This window comes from Paraburkholderia sp. FW306-2-2C-D06C (assembly GCF_058781505.1).
Window position 1 is genome coordinate 175,037 of sequence record NZ_JBYSWU010000001.1, and the last position, 17,722, is coordinate 192,758.

A 17,722-nucleotide genomic window follows, 5' to 3' on the forward strand; every position below is an offset into this window, starting at 1 on the left:
GCTGCATGAGCGTGGCTGACAGGCCACGCGGCAAGTCTGGTGGCGGCCCAGCGGAGTGGGCCGCCGAACTGTGTTGCGTTACTTGTTGCCCCAGCAGTTGTCGAGGCCGAACTTCGCGTCCTTGCTGTCGACGCCGGACATCGGCTTATCGGTGATGAGCGTCACGCCGGTGTCCTGATAGCCGGAGACTTTCTTGCCGGTCTTCGCGTACTCGACGCCGGCCGTCACGCCGAGCGAGGCCATCTTCAGCGGATACTGCTGCGAGGTCGCGGCGATCGCGCCGGCCTTCACGTTGCGCACGCCTTCGCAGCCGCCGTCGATCGAGACGATCATCACGCTCTTGTCCTTGCCCGCAGCTTTGAGCGCACGATAAGCGCCGGCGGCGGCAGGTTCGTTGATCGTGTAGACCACGTTGATGTCGGGCGACTTCTGCAGGCAGTTTTCCATCGCCGTCTGACCCTTCGACTGATCGCCGCGTGTGTCCTGGCTGCAGACCACCGAGGGATCGCCTTCCTTCACGCCGAAGCCTTGCAGAAAGCCGTTATGGCGCAGCACGCCGACCGATACGCCGGGCGCGAGATCGAGGGTGGCGATCCTGGCGGGCTTGCCGTTCAGCGCGGCCTTTGCGTATTGACCGATCAGCACGCCGGCTTTGAAGTTGTCGGTGGCGAAGAGGGCGTCGGTGGCATCTTGCGGATCGGTGGGCGTGTCGAGCGCGACCACCATCACGCCGGCGGCGCGCGCTTTCTTGATGCTCGGCACGATGGCCTTGGTATCGCTCGGCGTGATCAGAATCGCTTTTGCGCCGGCCGTCAGCATGTTTTCGATCGCGGTGACCTGGCTTGCGTTGTCGCCGTCGAACTTGCCGGCCGCGGTGATCAGCTTGGCGCCGTCTTTCGCGGCGGCGGCTTCGGCACCCTGTTTCATTTTCACGAAGAACGGGTTGGTGTCGGTCTTGGTGATGAGGCCGACGACCGGCTGATCCGCGGCGCGGGTGGCGCTCGCGCACCACACCGCGGATGCCGCTACGCACATCGACACGATTTTCCTGGCGACGGGATGCCTGCGGGAATTCAGATTCATGGGACGCTCCTCCGGTTATTGCCAACGATGTTGTGAACTGCGGGCGGTTGGACACACGAACGCTGCGCGTTTGCAACCTGGTGCTACTCGATGGCGATCCGAATCGGATCGCCTAAATCACCTAGGTTGATTTAGTACAGCAGGCGCGTGGACGCTCGTCAAGAAATCGATCAGCGGGGGAGGATGACGCACCGGTTTCATCGGAAACACGGTGCGCCTTATCTGGTGGAGCCTTTCGGGAGTGGTGCGCCGCAAGATGAAAGCGCCGCGATTGGGGAAAGTCCTGGCTCGATTGCAAGCTATCCGAATGTTTAATGGACTGTTCGCGAGGGGCTAATCTCTTGCACCGGGGGGCTTGGCCTCGCCGGTTGAGGAGCGCAAACGGCAGGTGAGTTGTGCCGGCGCGCGGGGATGCCGCTACGTAACGTCAACGACGCTGTTACGGCCACACGAACGCGATTGACGCGGAAATCAAAAGTGGATGGGAGACGGCTTGGCCGGTGGAGCGCTCTTAGCTATCCGGCAGCAGAAAGAGCGGCCGGTCGTCTGCGCGGCAAGTGAGATTCAGGCCGCTTTCCCATGCAACCGTCATCGCATGGGCGACCTCGGCAAACTCGGGATGCGCGGCGGCATAGTCGTGCAGTTCAGTTGCGGCTTGCTGAACGCCGTGCGCGACCGCATCGAGCGCATTGCGAACGCGCGCGGCGGACAGATCACAAGCCAGCCGGCCGAATTTCATCAGCTCGCCGTGCTTCGGATAACGGCTTGTACCGTTGAGCGTCAGAGCCAGCGGGTCATTGGGGATATAGGCTTGCGTGCACACGATGTCGAACGCTGGCGCAAGACGAACGTCTTCGAGCGGATCGTCATACAGGATGCCGAAGTTTTTTAAGTGCGCGTCGCCGTTACGCAGCGCACAAGACAGCGCGAGCGACGTAAAGAACTGCGACAGCGCTTCAGCTTTGTTTTGCGGCGAAACCATCTCTTTGATGCGCCTGGCGATACGCTCGTACGTGGACTCGTATTTATCGCTAGTCGGCATCACATAGAGGGAGCAGAAGTCCTCGAAGCCGCGATAGTGACCTTCCGGCGCCAGATCGAAACGCTCTACGATCAGCAGCGCGCCGTCGTCGGATAGCGATACACGCGGCACAGGCAATTCCGCAATCTCCGCCGCGCGCATGCAGAAGAATTCGTTTGCGGCCAGCCCTGGAAAAACGGCTGGGTCGAACGACTTGACGATGTGCGTGGTGCCGCGCACCGCAAAATGGTTCGGCTGTGTCTCGTCTACCGCGCGCACGAGTACCTTGGGTTGCACGCCGGCGACGCCGGAGTAAGTCGCATATTCCTCGAAGATGTTTTCGAGCAGGCCCTCCGTGCCGGGCTTCGCGAGCAGGCTGGAGAGTTGAAGGTTGGGCGCCGCCTCGACACGGGTAGAAGTCTCCGCGTAGCGAAGGCGGCCGATCTGCGAATGCCCGACCACCTGCAGAACCGAGAACTCGTCGGGGTAGGCTGCGGTTCCGCGCAGCATCCGCATCACTCTGTCGAGCAAATAGCCTTCCGGAATGTTCGACTGGAAGATCGGATGCAGATGGTTGTAGATCTTGAACTGATCGGGTCCGACCGGCATCATCAGGGACACTATGTCTGCCGGTGTCGCTTCAGGAAGATAGTTGAAGACGTAACAATTGGCTTCGAGCGCGCTTCGGTCAAGGATGCCAATCGGCTTGCTGTTGTTGAAGACGTACATGATCAGTCCCGCTGCGCCGAAGTACGCGTTGCATTGAGCATTGCCAGCTTCAGGCGCTCATTCTCGGCAAGCTGCTCATCCCAACTCAGCAGCTTTTGCTCTCGCGGCCGGACGACGAATTCCAGGTTGAGCTGATCGCAAAGCGCCATGACTTTTCGGATGCCGACTTCGCTGACCGTGCCGTTCTCGATGCCCGAAATGGTGGCCCGGCTCATTCGCAACGGGCTGCCAGCCTGCGCCTGGCTTAGGCCCTTCGCCTTGCGGGCGGCACGAATCGCTTTGCCAATTTCGCTGAAGTCCATGATTGCACCGTATGTAATGCATGAAATTTTAAGATGCACGAATTGATGCATATTTAACAACTCAATGCATTATATTTGATGCAAGATTGAAATCAAGACGAATGACTCATATACGGTGCATTGGTAGCGATGTCGGTCTTATTTTGCAACAATGCATTGTATATGGTGCAATTCGACCGGGCGACAAGCGCTTCGTGACCGATGCGCGCCGAACACTGGACCTGCTCGCCGAGTGTCAAGGTTTCCCCAAGTGCATTGATGAAATAGGCGCGCGTGCTCCATGCGTCGAGTTGATTTGCATATCTGACATGGTCGTTTTGCCGGGCGCGTCGGGGCCCTTCAGGATGGACCGATTCTCTGTCCCTCACGCGAAGCGCAACACCATGTCTACTGTTGCTTATCCGTCGAACGCAAACGACGCTTCCGCCGCGCACACTGCCGGCGCTTCCGCTTCCCACATCATCCGCTCCGCACAAGACGTGTCGCGCCTCGTCAATGCCGGCGCCGCGAAAGGCAGCAATGCGCGAGTGGTGATCGCCATCGCCCTGGGCGGCGTGTTTCTCGATGCGTACGATCTGTTCGAATCGCGTTAGAACATCGGGTTTATCACTCCAGCAGATAACCGTATCGGATTTGCTTCGTTGTCATCGCGGCCGTGCGCCGGTAAATTCGTCTGACTGCGCCCTCGTGGGCGTCCTCCGAACAGATTCGACGAAGAGTTTCCTGTGACGACTGCTATTGCACCCATCGCCGCCAGCGCCGCCGGCCACGTCAAGCCGGCCTCGCGCATCGAGATTCGCGCTTTCGACAGCCCCGTCGGCGCAGAAGTGCTGGGTCTCGATCTCGATCAGCCGCTGAGCAACGAAGATTTCGCGCGCATTCACCGCGCGCATCTCGATCACCATGTGCTGGTGTTTCGCGATCAACGCATCACGCCGGATCAGCAGATTGCGTTCAGCCGCCGCTTCGGTCCGCTGCAGATTCACGTGCTGCATCAATTCCAGTTGGCGGGTTATCCGGAGGTGCTGGTCGTCTCGAACATCGTCGAGAACGGCCGGCCGATCGGTCTGGGCGATGCGGGCCATTACTGGCATTCCGATCTGTCGTACAAGGAAAAGCCGAGCCTGGGTTCGCTGCTGCATGCGCAGGAATTGCCGTCGGAGGGTGGCGACACGTTGTTCGCCAACATGCACCTCGCGTGGGACACCTTGCCCGCGCATTTGCGCAGCGCCGTGCAGGGTCGCTCGGCGGAGCACACGTATCTCGCGAAATACGCGGAATTGCAGAAACGCAGCCCATGGCGGCCGAATCTTTCCGCGGAGCAGATCGCACAAGTGAAGCCGGTGGTGCAGCCAATCGTGCGCACGCATCCGGAGACGGGGCGTAAGGCGCTTTTCGTCAGCGAGCATTTCACCACCCGCGTGATCGGGCTGCCCGAAGACGAGAGCAAACAACTGCTCGAGGAGATTTTTGCACACAGCGTGCGCCCCGAGCATCTGTACCGGCATCGGTGGGCCGGGCACGACATGGTGTTCTGGGACAACCGTTCGTTGATGCATCTCGCCGCAGGCACGCCGGACCATCTGCGCCGCAAGCTCTATCGCACGACTATCGAAGGCGATGTGCCGTTTTGACGGCAACTTTGCCCGCTTCAACCATCACACGCTGACCGGAGTTCCGATGCTCGCCAAGTTTCGCCCGACCGCTGCGCGGTCGTCTTTTGCTCGCCGTTTGAGCGCAACGATCCTGACCTTATCGATGGGCGCGGCCGGCTTGGGAGCGGCCATGCCCGCGCATGCCGAAGGGCAGATCCGCATTGCCGAGCAGTTCGGCATCGTCTATTTGCTGCTGAACGTGGCTCGCGATCAGCAATTCGTCGAGAAGGAAGGGCGCAAGCAGGGGCTCGATATCAAGGTCGACTGGGTGAAGCTGTCGGGCGGCGCCGCCGTCAACGATGCACTGCTCTCGGGCGCGGTGGATATCGCGGGCGCCGGCGTCGGTCCGTTGCTGACGATCTGGGACCGCACGCACGGCAAGCAGAATGTGAAGGGCGTCGCGTCGCTGGGCAATCTGCCGTATTACCTCGTGAGCAACAATCCCGATGTGAAGACGATCGCCGATTTCACCGAAAAGGACCGCATCGCGGTGCCGGCCGTCACTGTCTCGGTGCAATCGCGCGTGCTGCAATACGCGGCGGCGAAGCGTTGGGGCGACAAGGATTACAACCGGCTCGACAAGCTGACGCAGGCGTTGCCGCATCCTGATGCGGCCGCGGCGATCATCGCGGGCGGTACGGAAATCACCGGGCATTTCGGCAATCCGCCGTTTCAGGAACAGGAACTGGCCGGCAATCCGAAGGCGCATATCGTGCTGAATTCGTACGACGTGCTGGGCGGCCCAAGTTCGGCAACGGTCCTGTACGCGACCGAAAAATTCCGCCACAGCAATCCGAAGACCTACCGTGCGTTCGTCGATGCGCTGGCCGACGCGGCGCGCTTCATCACCGCGAATCCGGATGCCGCTGCCGATATTTATATCCGCACGAATCAATCGAAGATCGACCGCAATCTGCTGTTGAAAGTGATCAGGAATCCGCAGGTGCAATTCAAGGTCGCGCCGCAGAACACTTTTGGCCTCGCGCAGTTCATGTATCGCGTCGGGGCGATCAGGAACGAGCCGAAGTCGTGGAAGGACTATTTCTTCGACGACCCGGCGACCGCGGCGGGAAGCTGACATGGCGTTCTCTTTCAACTTCGCCGGACATTCAACGGACCAGGTGGTCCGCATACAGGGAGCGATCTGATGGTGGCTAATCCCACGCTTCTGTTTCCGAACCGCGCTGATCCAGCAGGCAGTCTGCCGGTTGCAGACGGCCCGGCGACCAGCGCGGCAACCAGCGAAAAGTTGCTCGAGGTCGAGCACGTCAACCTCGAATATCGCACCCGCGAGCGGATTGTCCGCGCCACGCACGACGTGAGCTTCGACGTCTACGGCGGCGATCGCTTCGTGCTGCTTGGACCGTCCGGTTGCGGCAAGTCGACCTTGCTCAAAGCAGTCGCCGGCTTCATCCAGCCGAGCTCGGGAAGCATTTCGCTCGACGGCGAGACCGTGCGCGGCCCCGGCGCCGATCGTATCGTCGTGTTCCAGGAATTCGACCAGTTGCCGCCGTGGAAGACGGTCTTGCAAAACGTCGCCTTCCCGCTGCGCGTGGCGAAAAAACTCTCGCGTGCGGAAGCTAACGAGCGTGCGCTGCATTATCTGGAGAAGGTCGGCCTCGCTTCATTCGCCAATGCGTATCCGCACACTCTGTCGGGCGGCATGAAGCAAAGGGTCGCGATTGCCCGCGCGCTGGCGATGCAGCCGCGTGTGCTGCTGATGGACGAACCCTTTGCGGCGCTCGATGCGCTCACGCGTCGCAAGATGCAGGAGGAACTGCTGCGCTTGTGGGAAGAGGTGAACTTCACCTTGCTGTTCGTCACGCATTCGATCGAAGAGGCCCTCGTGGTCGGCAACCGGATTCTGTTGCTCTCGCCGCATCCAGGGCGTGTGCGGGCCGAGCTCAACAGCCATCAGTATTCGCAGGACAGTTTCGGGCGCAGCGATTTTCAGCGCAGCGTCGCGCGTATTCATCAATTGTTGTTCGAGCAGACGGAGACCGTTCAATGAGTGCTCCCGCTACCTTGCTGCCGCCGGTTCGCGAAGAGTATGATCGTCCGCTCGAACCGCTCGGCGAACTGGTTCTCGAAGCGCCGTTGCCGCTCGGCAAGCGGATCTTTGCGCAAAGCTGGTTGCGCAAGACGCTGATTGCGCTGGTGCTGATCGCTGTGTGGGAGATCGCCGCGCGCGCCGTCGATAACGATTTGCTGTTGCCGACCTTCGGCGCCACTTTCAGCGCGTTCGTGCAAGGCATCGGGTCCGGCGAGCTGCTGCGGAAAACCGCGGTGTCGATGTCGGTGCTGTTGCGCGGCTATCTGCTGGGCGCCGCGCTCGCCTTCATTTTGACGTCGCTGGCCGTGTCGACGCGCGTGGGCCGCGATTTCCTGTCGATGCTGACGGCGATGTTCAATCCGTTGCCTTCGATCGCGCTGTTGCCGATCGCCTTGCTGTGGTTCGGTCTAGGCACCGGCAGTTTGTTGTTCGTGCTGGTGCACTCGGTACTGTGGCCGCTGGCGCTCAATACGTACTCCGGTTTTCAGTCGGTGCCCGCGACGCTGCGCATGACCGGCCGCAACTACGGCCTGACCGGCTTGCGCCACGTCCTGCTGATTCTGGTGCCGGCTGCGTTGCCGTCGATACTCGCCGGCTTGCGGGTTGGCTGGGCCTTTGCGTGGCGTACGCTGATTGCGGCCGAACTCGTATTCGGCGCGAGTTCCGGCAACGGCGGCCTTGGCTGGTACATCTTCCAGAATCGCAACGAGTTGTACACGGATCGCGTTTTCGCGGGGCTGGCCGCGGTGATCGTGATCGGCTTGCTGGTCGAGCATCTGGTGTTCGATACGCTCGAGCGCATCACCGTGCGGCGCTGGGGCGTGCAGCAGTAGCAGGAAGTGTGAGGGGCAGGGCATGCGCGTGCCCGACGGCACGCGTCTGTTTCTGCAATTCGGCACTATGGCGGTGCGCCCGTATTGCGATTTTGCCTGTCGGTTTCATAAGCTGTCCTTGGCTGCCTTACTGCGAGAGACCCGCAGCGTCCGCTGCATCGCATCCCCAATCTGCCGCCACAAAAACTCAGCCGCCGGAGAAAGCCGCCGCCCGACGCGTCTGAGAATCTGGCTGTTGAATTCGCGCGCGATGGGGTGCTCCAGTTCCAGCGCGACGAGCCTTCCCGCGTCGAGATACTGCCGCGCCGCGTCGGTCGACATGAATGCGACGCCAAGCCCCGCCGCCGCAATGGCCTGAGCCGCGGAAAAAAGATCGCAGCGGTAGGCCGGCGCCAGATTCAGCCGTTCCGCGTGAAGGATCGCATCGAGATATTGCTGCGCGCCGAACCGTTCCGGCATGAAAATGAGCCGCTGCTCCTTCAATTCATCGAGCCTGATGCGCCGCGGCCCGGCCGCAGCCAGCACATGGCGCGGGCTCACGAGCGCGCAGAAGGGCGCCGCCCGGAAAGACTTTGCCCGGATCGCCGGGTCGCGCTTGCCGCCCGCACAGAGCCCGATATCCACCTCGTCGTTGCGCACCATTGCCGTGATGGCAGCGGTCGAGCCGCTGTGCAGTTCGACCACGATATCGGGAAACTCCGCGCTGAACCGCTCCAGTGCGATCGCCAGCAGATTCTCGACGAAGCCCTCGCCAACGCCGATGCCGACCCGTCCGCGCCGCAGGCCCCGGAAATCCTCCAGTTGAGCCAGCATGTCGGCGTCGCGCCGGCAGCTCTCGCGGAAATGCTCGACGAGGCTTCGGCCGATGTCGCTCAGCGCCACCCGCCGGCCGTGCCGCTCCAGCAGGACCACCCGGTGCCGGCGCTCGAGCTGCGCGACCTGGCGGCTGATCACGGATGCATTGATCCCCAGCGCGTCAGCCGCCGCACGTACGCCGCCGTGCACCTCGATCTCGTGCAGATAGCGCAGGCTCCGCGTGTTGAGCGCGTTGTCCCGGTCCGCCGCTTCATCTTTCTCCATGCCGTCACCTGTTGACTTGCTAGTCAACATTATCATCCCTGAAACATCATTGATCAGCGTTTATTGCGACGAAATACTGGCACGATCATTTCCTACCGAATGCAATCCGACCATGGCAAGCACGACGCATTTTTGCGCACTCGACGATACGAAAGACCTCCGCGACGAGCTGAGCACCATTCGCCGTCACCTCCATCAGCACCCTGAGCTGGCGTATCAGGAGTTCCAGACGGCCGATTTCGTCGCCCGGCAGCTGGACAGCTGGGGCTATCAGGTCACGCGCGGCCTCGGCGGCACCGGCATGGTGGCGTCGCTCACAGCGGGCAACGGGTCGCGCGCGGTGGCCGTGCGGGCCGACATGGATGCGTTGCCGATCACCGAGGAAACCGGGCTGCCTTACGCCAGCGCGCACCAGGGCCTGATGCATGCGTGCGGCCACGACGGGCATACGACGATGGTGCTCGGCGCGGCGCGCCATCTCGCCCGGACCCGCCGCTTCAACGGCACGGTCCATCTCGTGTTCCAGCCCGCGGAGGAAATCGGCGCGGATAGCGGCGCGGAGCGGATGATTGCCGACGGCCTGTTCGAGCGCTTCCCGTGCGAGGCGATTTTCGGGCTGCACAATCATCCCGGTTATCCCACGGGTACGTTCATGTTCCGCAGCGGTCCGTTCATGGCAGCATGCGACACGGTGGACGTCACGATTCACGGTCGCGGCGGGCATGCGGCGCGTCCGCATCTCGCCGTCGATCCGGTGGTGATCGGCAGCACGCTCGTGACCGCGCTGCAGACGGTGGTCTCGCGCAACGTCGACCCCATGCAGACGGCCGTGATCACGGTGGGCGCATTCAACGCGGGACACGCGGCCAACGTGATTCCCGAATCGGCACGTTTGCAGATCAGCGTGCGCTCGTTCGATGCCGAGGTTCGCAAGCTCCTCGAAACCCGCATCCGCGCGCTCGTGGAAGCGCATGCGAGCGCGTATGGCGCGCGGGCCGACATCAAGTACATCGCCGGCTATCCGGTGGTCGTCAACAGCGAACGGGAAACCGGGCTGGCGCTGCAGGTGGCGCGCGAGCTGGTCGGCGACGAACAGGTGATCGACAGGTTCGGGCCCATCGCGGGCAGCGAGGACTTCGCCTATTACCTGCAACACAAGCCGGGTTGCTTCCTGCGTCTCGGCAACGGCGAAGGGGCGCCCATGCTGCACAACGCCTCCTACGATTTCAACGACGACAACCTCACCGTCGGCGCCGCCTACTGGACGCGGCTAGTCGAGCGCTTCCTCGCCGAGGAAGCCTGAGGCGTCCGGACACCATAAAGCAAGCGCCGCGCGATGCCTGAGGCACTGCGCAGAGGCGTTGCGCCTGACCAGATCATCAATGGGGATTTTTTCATGTCAGTCAAACCTGTGTCGTCAAGCATCGTCGAGCAGAATCGTGCTGTGTCGTCAAGCAGAATCGTGGTGGCCGCGACCGTCGGCAACCTGCTGGAGTTCTACGATTTCACGGTCTACAGCTTTTTCGCATTGACGATCGCGAAGCTTTTCTTCCCTTCGCACGATCCGATCGTCTCCACGCTGATGGCGCTCTTCGCGTTCGCGATCGGTTTCGTCGCGCGTCCGCTCGGCGGCTTCGTGCTCGGCCGCTACGCGGACAAACGCGGCCGCCGTGCCGCGCTGACGCTGACTATCTTCCTGATGGCGCTCGGCTCCCTGACGATCGGCATCACGCCGACCTACGAGTCGATCGGCCTGGCGGCGCCCGCCATCATCATCGTCGCGCGTCTGGTGCAAGGGTTTGCGCAAGGCGGCGAGTTCGGCGCGGCCACCGCGACGCTGCTGGAAACCGGTTCGGCCAAGGGGCGCGGTTTCCGCGCGAGCTGGCAACTGGCCAGCCAGGGCGCGGCCGCGTTACTGGGTTCGGGGATCGCGGCGATCCTCACTTATCAATTGAGCAGCGAGCAACTGCTGGAGTGGGGCTGGCGTACGCCGTTCCTGATCGGCACGCTGATCATGCCGGTGGGCGTCTATCTGCGCCGCCATATCGTCGAGGAGCCGCCGAAGGCGGAGGCGTCGAAGCAAGTCGTGCTCGAAGGGTATCTCGTGCGCAAGTGGTTCCTGACCGTGTTCGCGATCATGGGCATGACCGTGGCCACCTACGTGCTCATGTACTACATCCCGACGTACTCGATCCAGTACCTGAAGATGCCCGCCAAGCTGTCGATGCTGGTGTCGATTTCGGCGGCGGCCGTGTCGTTGACGTTCTGTCCGATATGGGGCGCGCTGTCCGATAAGATGCAGCGCCGCAAACCGCTGACGGTGGCCGGGCGCGTCGTGCTGATCGCGCTGCTGTATCCGGCGTTCTGGCTGATGAACCAGTTTCCGTCGCTGCCGGTGGTGATGGGGCTCATCATCGTGCTGATGTTCTTTTACACGATGGGGTCGGCGCCTGCTTATGCGCTGATGCCGGAGAACTTCCCGAAGCACGTCCGCGCCGGCTATCTGGCGAGCGCGTATGCGGTGTCCGTGTCGGTGTTCGGCGGGACCGCGCAACTGGTCGTCGCGTGGCTGATCCGCGTGAGCGGCAACACGATGGCGCCGGCGTGGTACATGATCGCGTGCGTGATCGTTTCCCTGATCGCCGTGTCGATGCTCGAGGAAACCGGAGGGCGGGAACTCACCTGAACGGAGCGCTCAGAACAGCTGCTTCTGACCGCTCATCAGCGTCGTGAAGTTGTCGCGCAACATCGGCAGGATGGCGTCGGCGACGGGCTGCAACTGGCGCGTCAGATAGTGTTCGTAATCGATCGCCGAGCGCAGTGTTTCGAGCGGTTCCGGTCCGGCGACCGTCATTACGTAGCTGATCCAGCCGCCGTTCTGGTATTGCAAGGGCCGGCCCTGCTGCCGATTGAACTCGTCGGCCACGCGTGCCGCGCGAACATGAGGCGGCACGTTGCGCTCGTAGTCGCCGAGCGGCCTGCGCAGCTGCTTGCGGTACACAAGCTGGTCGTCCAGCTTCCCCTCCAGCGTCTCGCGCACATAGTCGCGCACGTAATCCTCATACGGCTGCTGCCTGAAAATGCGTGAGTAGAGTTCCTGCTGAAACCGCTGCGCAAGCGGTGTCCAGTCGGTACGCACCGTTTCCAGGCCCTTATAGACGACGTCCTCGCTGCCGTCCGGCAGAACCGTCAATCCGGCGTAGCGTTTCTTGCTGCCTTCCTCGGCGCCGCGAATGGTCGGCATGAAGAAGCGCCGGTAATGCCGTTCGAATTGCAGTTCGAGCGCGCTGTCGAGGCCGAAGCGGGCCTGCAGATGTTGCCGCCACCACTGGTTGACGTGCTCGACCAGCGCCCGGCCGATGCGGCTCGCGTCTTCCTCGGAATGAGCGCGGTTCAGCCACACGAAGGTCGAATCGGTGTCGCCGTAAATGACCTCGTACCCTTCGGCCTGAATCAGCTCACGCGTGGTGTGCATGATTTCGTGGCCGCGCATGGTGATCGACGACGCGAGACGCGGGTCGAAGAAGCGGCAGCCGGTGGAACCCAGCACGCCGTAAAAGGCGTTCATGATGATCTTCAACGCCTGCGAAAGCGGCTTGTTGTTTTCGCGCTTGGCCGTTTCGCGTCCCTGCCAGACCTGGCCGACGATCGACGGCAAAGCGTGGCGGCTGCGCGAGAAACGCGCGCCGAGAAAGCCCGGCACTGATTGGTCGTCGCCGGGATGCTGCATGCCTTCGACGAGACCCACCGGGTCGATCAGGAAGGTGCGGATGATCGACGGATATAGGCTCTTGTAGTCGAGAACCAGCACCGAATCGTAGAGGCCGGGCCGCGAATCCATGACGAAACCGCCCGGACTCGCGGCGCCCGCCACATCGCCGAGATTCGGCGCCACATAGCCCTGCCGATGCATCCGCGGCATATACAGATGCGTGAACGCCGCCACTGATCCGCCGCTGCGGTCAGCGGGCAAACCGGTGACCGTCGCGCGTTCCAACAGGAACGGCAGCAGTTCGGTCTTAGCGAAGATGCGTGTGACCAGTTCGCAATCCTTGAGGTTGTAGCGCGCGAGAGCGGGCTTGTCTTCGTCGAAGCGGCGCTGGATTTCGTCCATCCGCTGATACGGATTGTCGATCGACTTGCCTTCGCCCAGCACCGAACGTGCGACGTACTCGAGGCTGAACGACGGGAAACTCCACGTCGCGGAGCGCAGCGCCTCAATGCCGTCGATGATCAGGCGGCCGGCCGCACCGGCGAAGAAATGGTTCTGCTTGTGGCCGTGCTCGCGCCACTCCATCACGGCGCCGCCACGCCCGAGACGCAGCGGCACGCGATACTGTTCGGCGTGCTGCTGCAACACGCGCAGATCGAACTGCACGAGATTCCAGCCGATGATCGCATCGGGGTCGTGCCGCTCGAGCCACACGTTCAGTTTTTCGAGCAACTGTGCGCGGGTTTCGCAGTATTCGAGCTCGAAGTCGAGTTCGCCGGCTTCGCCGTTCGGCGGGCCGAGCATATAGACCTGGCGCTGTCCGCAGCCTTCGAGCGCGATCGAGTAGAGCTCCGCGCGAGCACTGGTTTCAATGTCGAGCGAGACCAGCTTCAATTGCGGGCGATAGTCCGTGGCGGGCTTCAGCTCGCTGTTCTGCAGCGTGCCGCCGCCCTGTGATTGTTCCTGTGATTCTTCCTGCGATTCGCCGCCGAACCATACCGGCGCGGTGATGAAGCGCTCCATCATGTAGCGCTCGGGCGGGAAGATGTCGGCTTCATAGACGTCGACGCCGCCTTGCTTCAGACGCTTCCCGAGCCCGGTCAGTTGCCGGTACTGCGGGCAGTAAAGCCCCATGACGGGTCGGCGCTGAAAGTCGCACAGTTCGAGCGGGCGCAATTCGAACTGTTTCTCGCGGTTCAGGATCGTTTCGGCGCGCTCGCGGTGCGCAACCGGGATGAACGCAACCGAAGGCTGTGGACGCAGACGGATATGACGGGGCCCGCCGTCCGTCGCCAGCCAGAAATCGACCTCCGTGCCGGCCGGCGTATCGCGCCAATGTCGGGTAAGAATGAAACCCTGTTCAAGCTCAGTCAAACGTCCACCTCGAAACTGCCTTAGTCGCCATGTGCAATTTTACCGTCATGCATTCGTGGCCGTGGCCGTTGCCGTGGCCTTGTACCGGCTGGCTGCAACCGCGCAGCGTACTCTGTATGATCGCCTTGCAGCGATTCCTTCGGTGCAGCCGATGTGCCGGTCAGTCTACTAAGAACGGAGTGAAGAATATGACTTTGGGTCAACTCGTCGTTGTGGCCGCCGTGGCGGCAACCAGCCTTGGTGCGCAGGCGCAGATCGCCGGCACCCAACCCCTTAGCGTCACGGTCGAACAATCCAACGCGCTGCTGAGCGGCTGGAGCGCGAAGAAAAGCATTCTCGGCAAGGCGGTGTACAACGATCAGAACGAAAAGATCGGTTCGATCCGCGATCTGGTGATCGCACCCGATGGTTCGCTGTCGGCGGCAATCGTCTCCACGGGCGGGTTTCTCGGCGTGGCGTCGCATGACGTAGCGGTGCCGATCGCGGCACTCGATATCCGTTCGGGGAATTTCTATCTGGCAGGCGCGACGAAAGACGCGCTGAAAGCGACACCCGCGTTCCAGTACAACAAGGTTCAGGCGCCGCCGAAGCCTAAGAAGCTGACCGGGCAGTAAGCTGTTTTCTCCGGCTGGGTCGCCGGCGGACTCGCCGGCTGAGATGTGAAATCACGCTTCCAGGGCGAGCGTGGCGAAGGTGCCGAGCCAATGCTCGCCCATGTAGTCGCCGGCCACATGAGCCAGCGCGCTGTGCAGGTGAAGCTCGGCCGAATCGAACAACGCGACCTGCCGCGCGTCGCCGGCGGGCAGCGCACGCGCCAGCGACCGCTGACACCATGCGCGGCTCAGGTTCAAGCCGTCGAGGTGGGCGATCTTGCCGTCGGTGCGATCGGTCACGGTAACGGGTTCGAACAGGGTGGCAGGTTTCCGCGCGCCGAGATCCGGCAAAAAGCGGCCAAACCACTCGACGAACTGCGCGGGCGGCAGCACACGGCGCATCAACTCCGCTTCCATCAGCGAAGGCGACAGGAACTCGTCGCCGGCGGGCTCCCATGCCTGACACGCGACGTCGTTCAGAAACCAGCGCTCCGCCGTATTGACCAGTAACACTTCGAGCGATTCACGCGAGGTTTGACGCGCGAAATCGAGGGTTAGCGCGAGCGCGAACGCCATGTTGAAGTGCGTGCCGACGCGCAACGGGTAAGTCGCTTTGGGCAGAAAATCTTCGAATCGTTCGACAAAGGTTTCGGTGAGCGGCGCAAACGTTCTGGACCAGCGCGCGGCTTCCGAGAGCTTCAGCGACTGGAGTTGCGCGCTCAGCGTGAGGAGCCACGCCCACCCGTACGGACGCTCGAAGCCGCGGTTGTGCGGCAGGTCGAGATACGCGCGTTCGCCGGCCACGTTCGCGTCGGTGAAGTGCTCGTCGACCACCGCGATGATGCGCGCTGCTTCCGGAAGATCGGGAAAGCGGTCGAGCAGATGCAGGATCAGCCAGTAGCCGTGCACGCACGAATGCCAGTCGTAGCTGCCGTAAAAAATCGGATGCAATGCACGCGGGCTCTGCACGTCTTGCGGACCGGCGAGGGCGTGAGTCAGCTTGTTCGGATACTCGCGTGTGAGGTGATCCAGCGCGAGATTGGCAAATTTGGACGCGAGTTCGGGAGTGAGTTGAGCAATCATCGAACGGCCCCTTAAAAGCGGAATATCAAGAGATACCTCAGTATGGTATCGACCATCACAATAGCAAAACCGCCGGCCGTTGAGCTTCATTGGGCCTTCCTTGCTGCGCTCGACTTGAACTCAGGTAAAAGGGGGCCGAGCCTATGCGTTGCGGGTGCTCTGTTTTTCTCGAACCCAGCACAATTATTCTATGTCGGTACGGCGACGGGTGCTGACTCGCCGCCAGCGTCAAGCATGCGCACGGCAAAACCGTAGCAGCGCTCGATCAGTTCGGGCTGCATCATCTCGTGTGGCGTGCCCTGCGCGATTATCGTGCCTTCCGAGAGCAAAGCGATCGTGTCGGCATGACGCGCCGCCAGATTCGGGTCGTGCACGATCGCCAGTGCACCTATGTTCCAGCGGCGCGCCACGTCCCGGACTGTCGCAAGAAGACCGTGCTGATGCGCAATATCAAGGGCGGCGGTCGGCTCGTCCAGCAGGAGATACCGGGGCATTGCCCCAACGTGCTCTGGACCGATACTGGCAACAGGCCAGATCTGAGCAAGGACCCTGGCAAACTGGACGCGCGCCAGTTCGCCCCCGGACAGTGTCGTGATGTCGCGCCCGGCGAGCCCGCCGGCCTCCGCCAGTGCCAGCGCCTCGCCGACAATCTCCCGATCGCGCCTTGAAGGCGCGCCGCCGCGTACATGAGGGTAACGCCCAAGCAGCACGATTTCCTCGACGCTGAACGGGAACACAGGCTGGGAAGATTGAGGCAACACGGCGCGCAGCAGAGCGAGGCGTTGAGGCGGGATCGCACGCAGCGGTTCGCCGTTGAGCGTCAGATCGCCGCTGATGCGCCGCGCACGCATTGCGCCTGCGGTGTCGAACTCTCCGGCCAGCGCCTTGAGGAGCGTACTTTTGCCGACGCCGTTGCGTCCGAGGAGCGCCGTCAAGGCACCAGGCTTCACGGCTAGCGAAAGGTTCCGTAAAAGCGCGATTGCGCCTCGCGTTACGCTCAAATTGCTCGCGATCAACATCTTATGTCTGCTCCATCGGATTCACTGACGTGCCGCTCACAAGCCGAGTTGACCGCGGCTGCGCCACAACAGCACGAGGAAGAACGGCGCGCCGAGCAATGCGGTGAGGATGCCGAGCGGTACTTCTGCCGGCGCGGCCACAGTGCGCGCAGCGAGGTCGGCCAGCATGGTCAGGGTGGCCCCGAGCAACATGGCGCCGGGCATCACCACACGCTGGTTCGGGCCGCATGCGAGCCGCACGCAATGAGGCGCCACCAGCCCGATAAAACCGATCACGCCGGTGCATGAGACTAACGCACCCACGCTCAGCGCAGAAGCGGCCAACACCGTGCGCTTGACACGTTGCGTCGGCACGCCCAGATGCTGCGCCTCAGTCTCGCCAAGTTGCAGCGCGTTGAGCGCATGGCCGTTGCGTGCGATCAGGACGACGCCCACTAGAACGAAAGGAATCACCGCAGCAAGCATTGGCCATTGTGAGCTGCCGAGGCTGCCCAGGCTCCAGAACGTCAGGGAGCGGAGCTGGGCGTCGTCGGCAATGTAGGTGAGCAGCCCGATGGCGGCGCCCACCAGCGCGTTAATCGCGATGCCCGCCAGCAGCAATATTGGCAACGCAAGCCGTCCGCGAGCGGAGGCGAGCCGATAAACCAGCGCGGAAACCGCCAGAGCGCCGACGAACGCCGCTACCGGCAGGACATACAGGCCAGCTGCAGCAAAGGACGCACCCAGAAGCGGCCCGAGCACGATCAGCGTGGACGCACCCAGAGCGGCGCCGCTCGAAATGCCAATCAGTCCCGGGTCAGCCAGTGGATTGCGAAAGAGCGCCTGCAAGGCGCTGCCGGCAGCACCGAAGCCCGCGCCGACGAGCAGGGCGAGCGCCACACGCGGCAACCGGATAGTGAACAGCACGGCCTGGGCTTGCTGAACCGCAGGGTCATTCATCACGGCGTCGGAGCGCGCCGTGAGTGCGGACCAGACAACCAGGGGCGCCATGCAGTAAGCGCCAATGCAAATTCCAGCAAGCGTCGCCCCGCAAAGCGCTACGACAAGGCTGCACAGCAGCACAGCCGCGCCCCGATGCCGTCGATCAGCGAGGGTGAACGCTTCCGCTTGAGAGGCATGGTCCGCTGGCATACCGGGACGTGCTGCGCTTGATGTGTTCATCGGTTCTGGTGGCAAACGTGTGTT

General features: G+C 62.5%; 15 protein-coding genes and 1 pseudogene. 8 read left to right on the forward strand and 8 right to left on the reverse strand.

Features of this window, described 5'->3' with window-relative positions:
• Window positions 1-78 precede the first annotated feature (78 nt).
• The 3 genes from AC3WLT_RS00795 to AC3WLT_RS00805 form a co-directional block, all read right to left on the reverse strand.
• Window positions 79-1,083, reverse strand: coding sequence for a sugar ABC transporter substrate-binding protein (locus AC3WLT_RS00795; RefSeq protein ID WP_492589833.1), 1,005 nt, complete (start codon window positions 1,081-1,083; stop codon window positions 79-81).
• Window positions 1,084-1,594: 511 nt separating this feature from the next.
• Window positions 1,595-2,833 carry a type II toxin-antitoxin system HipA family toxin gene (locus AC3WLT_RS00800; RefSeq protein ID WP_492589835.1) on the reverse strand — a complete coding sequence of 413 codons (1,239 nt, stop codon included), beginning with the start codon at window positions 2,831-2,833 and terminating at the stop codon, window positions 1,595-1,597.
• A 2-nt stretch (window positions 2,834-2,835) separates the two neighbouring features.
• Complete coding sequence (locus tag AC3WLT_RS00805) at window positions 2,836-3,135, reverse strand: helix-turn-helix domain-containing protein (RefSeq protein WP_492589837.1); 300 nt, start codon at window positions 3,133-3,135, stop codon at window positions 2,836-2,838.
• A 383-nt stretch (window positions 3,136-3,518) separates the two neighbouring features.
• On the opposite strand from AC3WLT_RS00805, the pseudogene AC3WLT_RS00810 reads away from it, so the two are divergent.
• The 5 genes and pseudogenes from AC3WLT_RS00810 to AC3WLT_RS00830 all read left to right on the forward strand — a co-directional run.
• Window positions 3,519-3,713: pseudogene (locus AC3WLT_RS00810) on the forward strand (MFS transporter); the annotation flags it as partial.
• 147 nt (window positions 3,714-3,860) lie between these two features.
• On the forward strand, window positions 3,861-4,769 hold the full coding sequence (locus tag AC3WLT_RS00815; protein WP_492589839.1) for a TauD/TfdA dioxygenase family protein: 909 nt from the start codon (window positions 3,861-3,863) through the stop codon (window positions 4,767-4,769).
• A 46-nt stretch (window positions 4,770-4,815) separates the two neighbouring features.
• A complete protein-coding gene (locus AC3WLT_RS00820) occupies window positions 4,816-5,868 on the forward strand; it encodes an ABC transporter substrate-binding protein (RefSeq protein ID WP_492589841.1) in 1,053 nt (350 codons plus the stop codon).
• A gap of 69 nt (window positions 5,869-5,937) precedes the next feature.
• Complete coding sequence (locus tag AC3WLT_RS00825) at window positions 5,938-6,801, forward strand: ABC transporter ATP-binding protein (protein ID WP_492589843.1); 864 nt, start codon at window positions 5,938-5,940, stop codon at window positions 6,799-6,801.
• The gene (locus tag AC3WLT_RS00830) at window positions 6,798-7,676 is read left to right on the forward strand and encodes an ABC transporter permease (RefSeq protein ID WP_492589845.1); all 879 of its coding nucleotides are present in this window, start codon (window positions 6,798-6,800) and stop codon (window positions 7,674-7,676) included. The genes AC3WLT_RS00825 and AC3WLT_RS00830 overlap by 4 nt, the downstream gene beginning before the upstream one ends.
• A 105-nt stretch (window positions 7,677-7,781) precedes the next feature.
• Here the strand turns inward: AC3WLT_RS00830 and AC3WLT_RS00835 are convergent, their stop codons facing one another.
• Window positions 7,782-8,756 carry a LysR family transcriptional regulator gene (locus AC3WLT_RS00835; protein ID WP_492589847.1) on the reverse strand — a complete coding sequence of 325 codons (975 nt, stop codon included), beginning with the start codon at window positions 8,754-8,756 and terminating at the stop codon, window positions 7,782-7,784.
• A gap of 112 nt (window positions 8,757-8,868) precedes the next feature.
• On the opposite strand from AC3WLT_RS00835, the gene AC3WLT_RS00840 reads away from it, so the two are divergent.
• Window positions 8,869-10,059, forward strand: a complete 1,191-nt coding sequence (locus tag AC3WLT_RS00840; protein ID WP_492589849.1) for a M20 aminoacylase family protein — start codon at window positions 8,869-8,871, stop codon at window positions 10,057-10,059.
• 93 nt (window positions 10,060-10,152) lie between these two features.
• Window positions 10,153-11,442 carry an MFS transporter gene (locus tag AC3WLT_RS00845; RefSeq protein ID WP_492589851.1) on the forward strand — a complete coding sequence of 430 codons (1,290 nt, stop codon included), beginning with the start codon at window positions 10,153-10,155 and terminating at the stop codon, window positions 11,440-11,442.
• Between the two features lie 9 nt (window positions 11,443-11,451).
• On the opposite strand, the gene AC3WLT_RS00850 is transcribed toward AC3WLT_RS00845, so the two are convergent.
• On the reverse strand, window positions 11,452-13,842 hold the full coding sequence (locus AC3WLT_RS00850; RefSeq protein WP_492589853.1) for a DNA polymerase II: 2,391 nt from the start codon (window positions 13,840-13,842) through the stop codon (window positions 11,452-11,454).
• A gap of 188 nt (window positions 13,843-14,030) precedes the next feature.
• Between AC3WLT_RS00850 and AC3WLT_RS00855 the strand changes: the two genes are divergently transcribed.
• Window positions 14,031-14,456 (forward strand): PRC-barrel domain-containing protein, encoded by a 426-nt coding sequence (locus AC3WLT_RS00855; protein ID WP_492589855.1) that lies wholly within the window; start codon window positions 14,031-14,033, stop codon window positions 14,454-14,456.
• A 51-nt stretch (window positions 14,457-14,507) separates the two neighbouring features.
• On the opposite strand, the gene AC3WLT_RS00860 is transcribed toward AC3WLT_RS00855, so the two are convergent.
• From AC3WLT_RS00860 to AC3WLT_RS00870, 3 genes are all read right to left on the reverse strand, one after another.
• The gene (locus tag AC3WLT_RS00860) at window positions 14,508-15,518 is read right to left on the reverse strand and encodes a DUF2891 domain-containing protein (RefSeq protein WP_492589857.1); all 1,011 of its coding nucleotides are present in this window, start codon (window positions 15,516-15,518) and stop codon (window positions 14,508-14,510) included.
• A gap of 188 nt (window positions 15,519-15,706) precedes the next feature.
• Window positions 15,707-16,537: a heme ABC transporter ATP-binding protein gene (locus AC3WLT_RS00865; RefSeq protein WP_492589859.1), complete on the reverse strand. Its 831-nt coding sequence runs from the start codon at window positions 16,535-16,537 to the stop codon at window positions 15,707-15,709.
• Between the two features lie 36 nt (window positions 16,538-16,573).
• Window positions 16,574-17,698 (reverse strand): FecCD family ABC transporter permease, encoded by a 1,125-nt coding sequence (locus AC3WLT_RS00870; protein ID WP_492589861.1) that lies wholly within the window; start codon window positions 17,696-17,698, stop codon window positions 16,574-16,576.
• Between the last annotated feature and the right edge of the window lie 24 nt (window positions 17,699-17,722).

Coding starts and splice junctions, on each gene's coding strand:
- AC3WLT_RS00840 (WP_492589849.1), top strand. CDS start 8,869: ATGGCAAGCACGACGCATTTTTGCGCACTCGACGATACGAAAGACCTC.
- AC3WLT_RS00830 (WP_492589845.1), top strand. CDS start 6,798: ATGAGTGCTCCCGCTACCTTGCTGCCGCCGGTTCGCGAAGAGTATGAT.
- AC3WLT_RS00845 (WP_492589851.1), top strand. CDS start 10,153: ATGTCAGTCAAACCTGTGTCGTCAAGCATCGTCGAGCAGAATCGTGCT.
- AC3WLT_RS00835 (WP_492589847.1), bottom strand. CDS start 8,756: ATGGAGAAAGATGAAGCGGCGGACCGGGACAACGCGCTCAACACGCGG.
- AC3WLT_RS00795 (WP_492589833.1), bottom strand. CDS start 1,083: ATGAATCTGAATTCCCGCAGGCATCCCGTCGCCAGGAAAATCGTGTCG.
- AC3WLT_RS00865 (WP_492589859.1), bottom strand. CDS start 16,537: ATGTTGATCGCGAGCAATTTGAGCGTAACGCGAGGCGCAATCGCGCTT.
- AC3WLT_RS00800 (WP_492589835.1), bottom strand. CDS start 2,833: ATGTACGTCTTCAACAACAGCAAGCCGATTGGCATCCTTGACCGAAGC.
- AC3WLT_RS00860 (WP_492589857.1), bottom strand. CDS start 15,518: ATGATTGCTCAACTCACTCCCGAACTCGCGTCCAAATTTGCCAATCTC.
- AC3WLT_RS00825 (WP_492589843.1), top strand. CDS start 5,938: ATGGTGGCTAATCCCACGCTTCTGTTTCCGAACCGCGCTGATCCAGCA.
- AC3WLT_RS00805 (WP_492589837.1), bottom strand. CDS start 3,135: ATGGACTTCAGCGAAATTGGCAAAGCGATTCGTGCCGCCCGCAAGGCG.
- AC3WLT_RS00855 (WP_492589855.1), top strand. CDS start 14,031: ATGACTTTGGGTCAACTCGTCGTTGTGGCCGCCGTGGCGGCAACCAGC.
- AC3WLT_RS00820 (WP_492589841.1), top strand. CDS start 4,816: ATGCTCGCCAAGTTTCGCCCGACCGCTGCGCGGTCGTCTTTTGCTCGC.
- AC3WLT_RS00870 (WP_492589861.1), bottom strand. CDS start 17,698: ATGAACACATCAAGCGCAGCACGTCCCGGTATGCCAGCGGACCATGCC.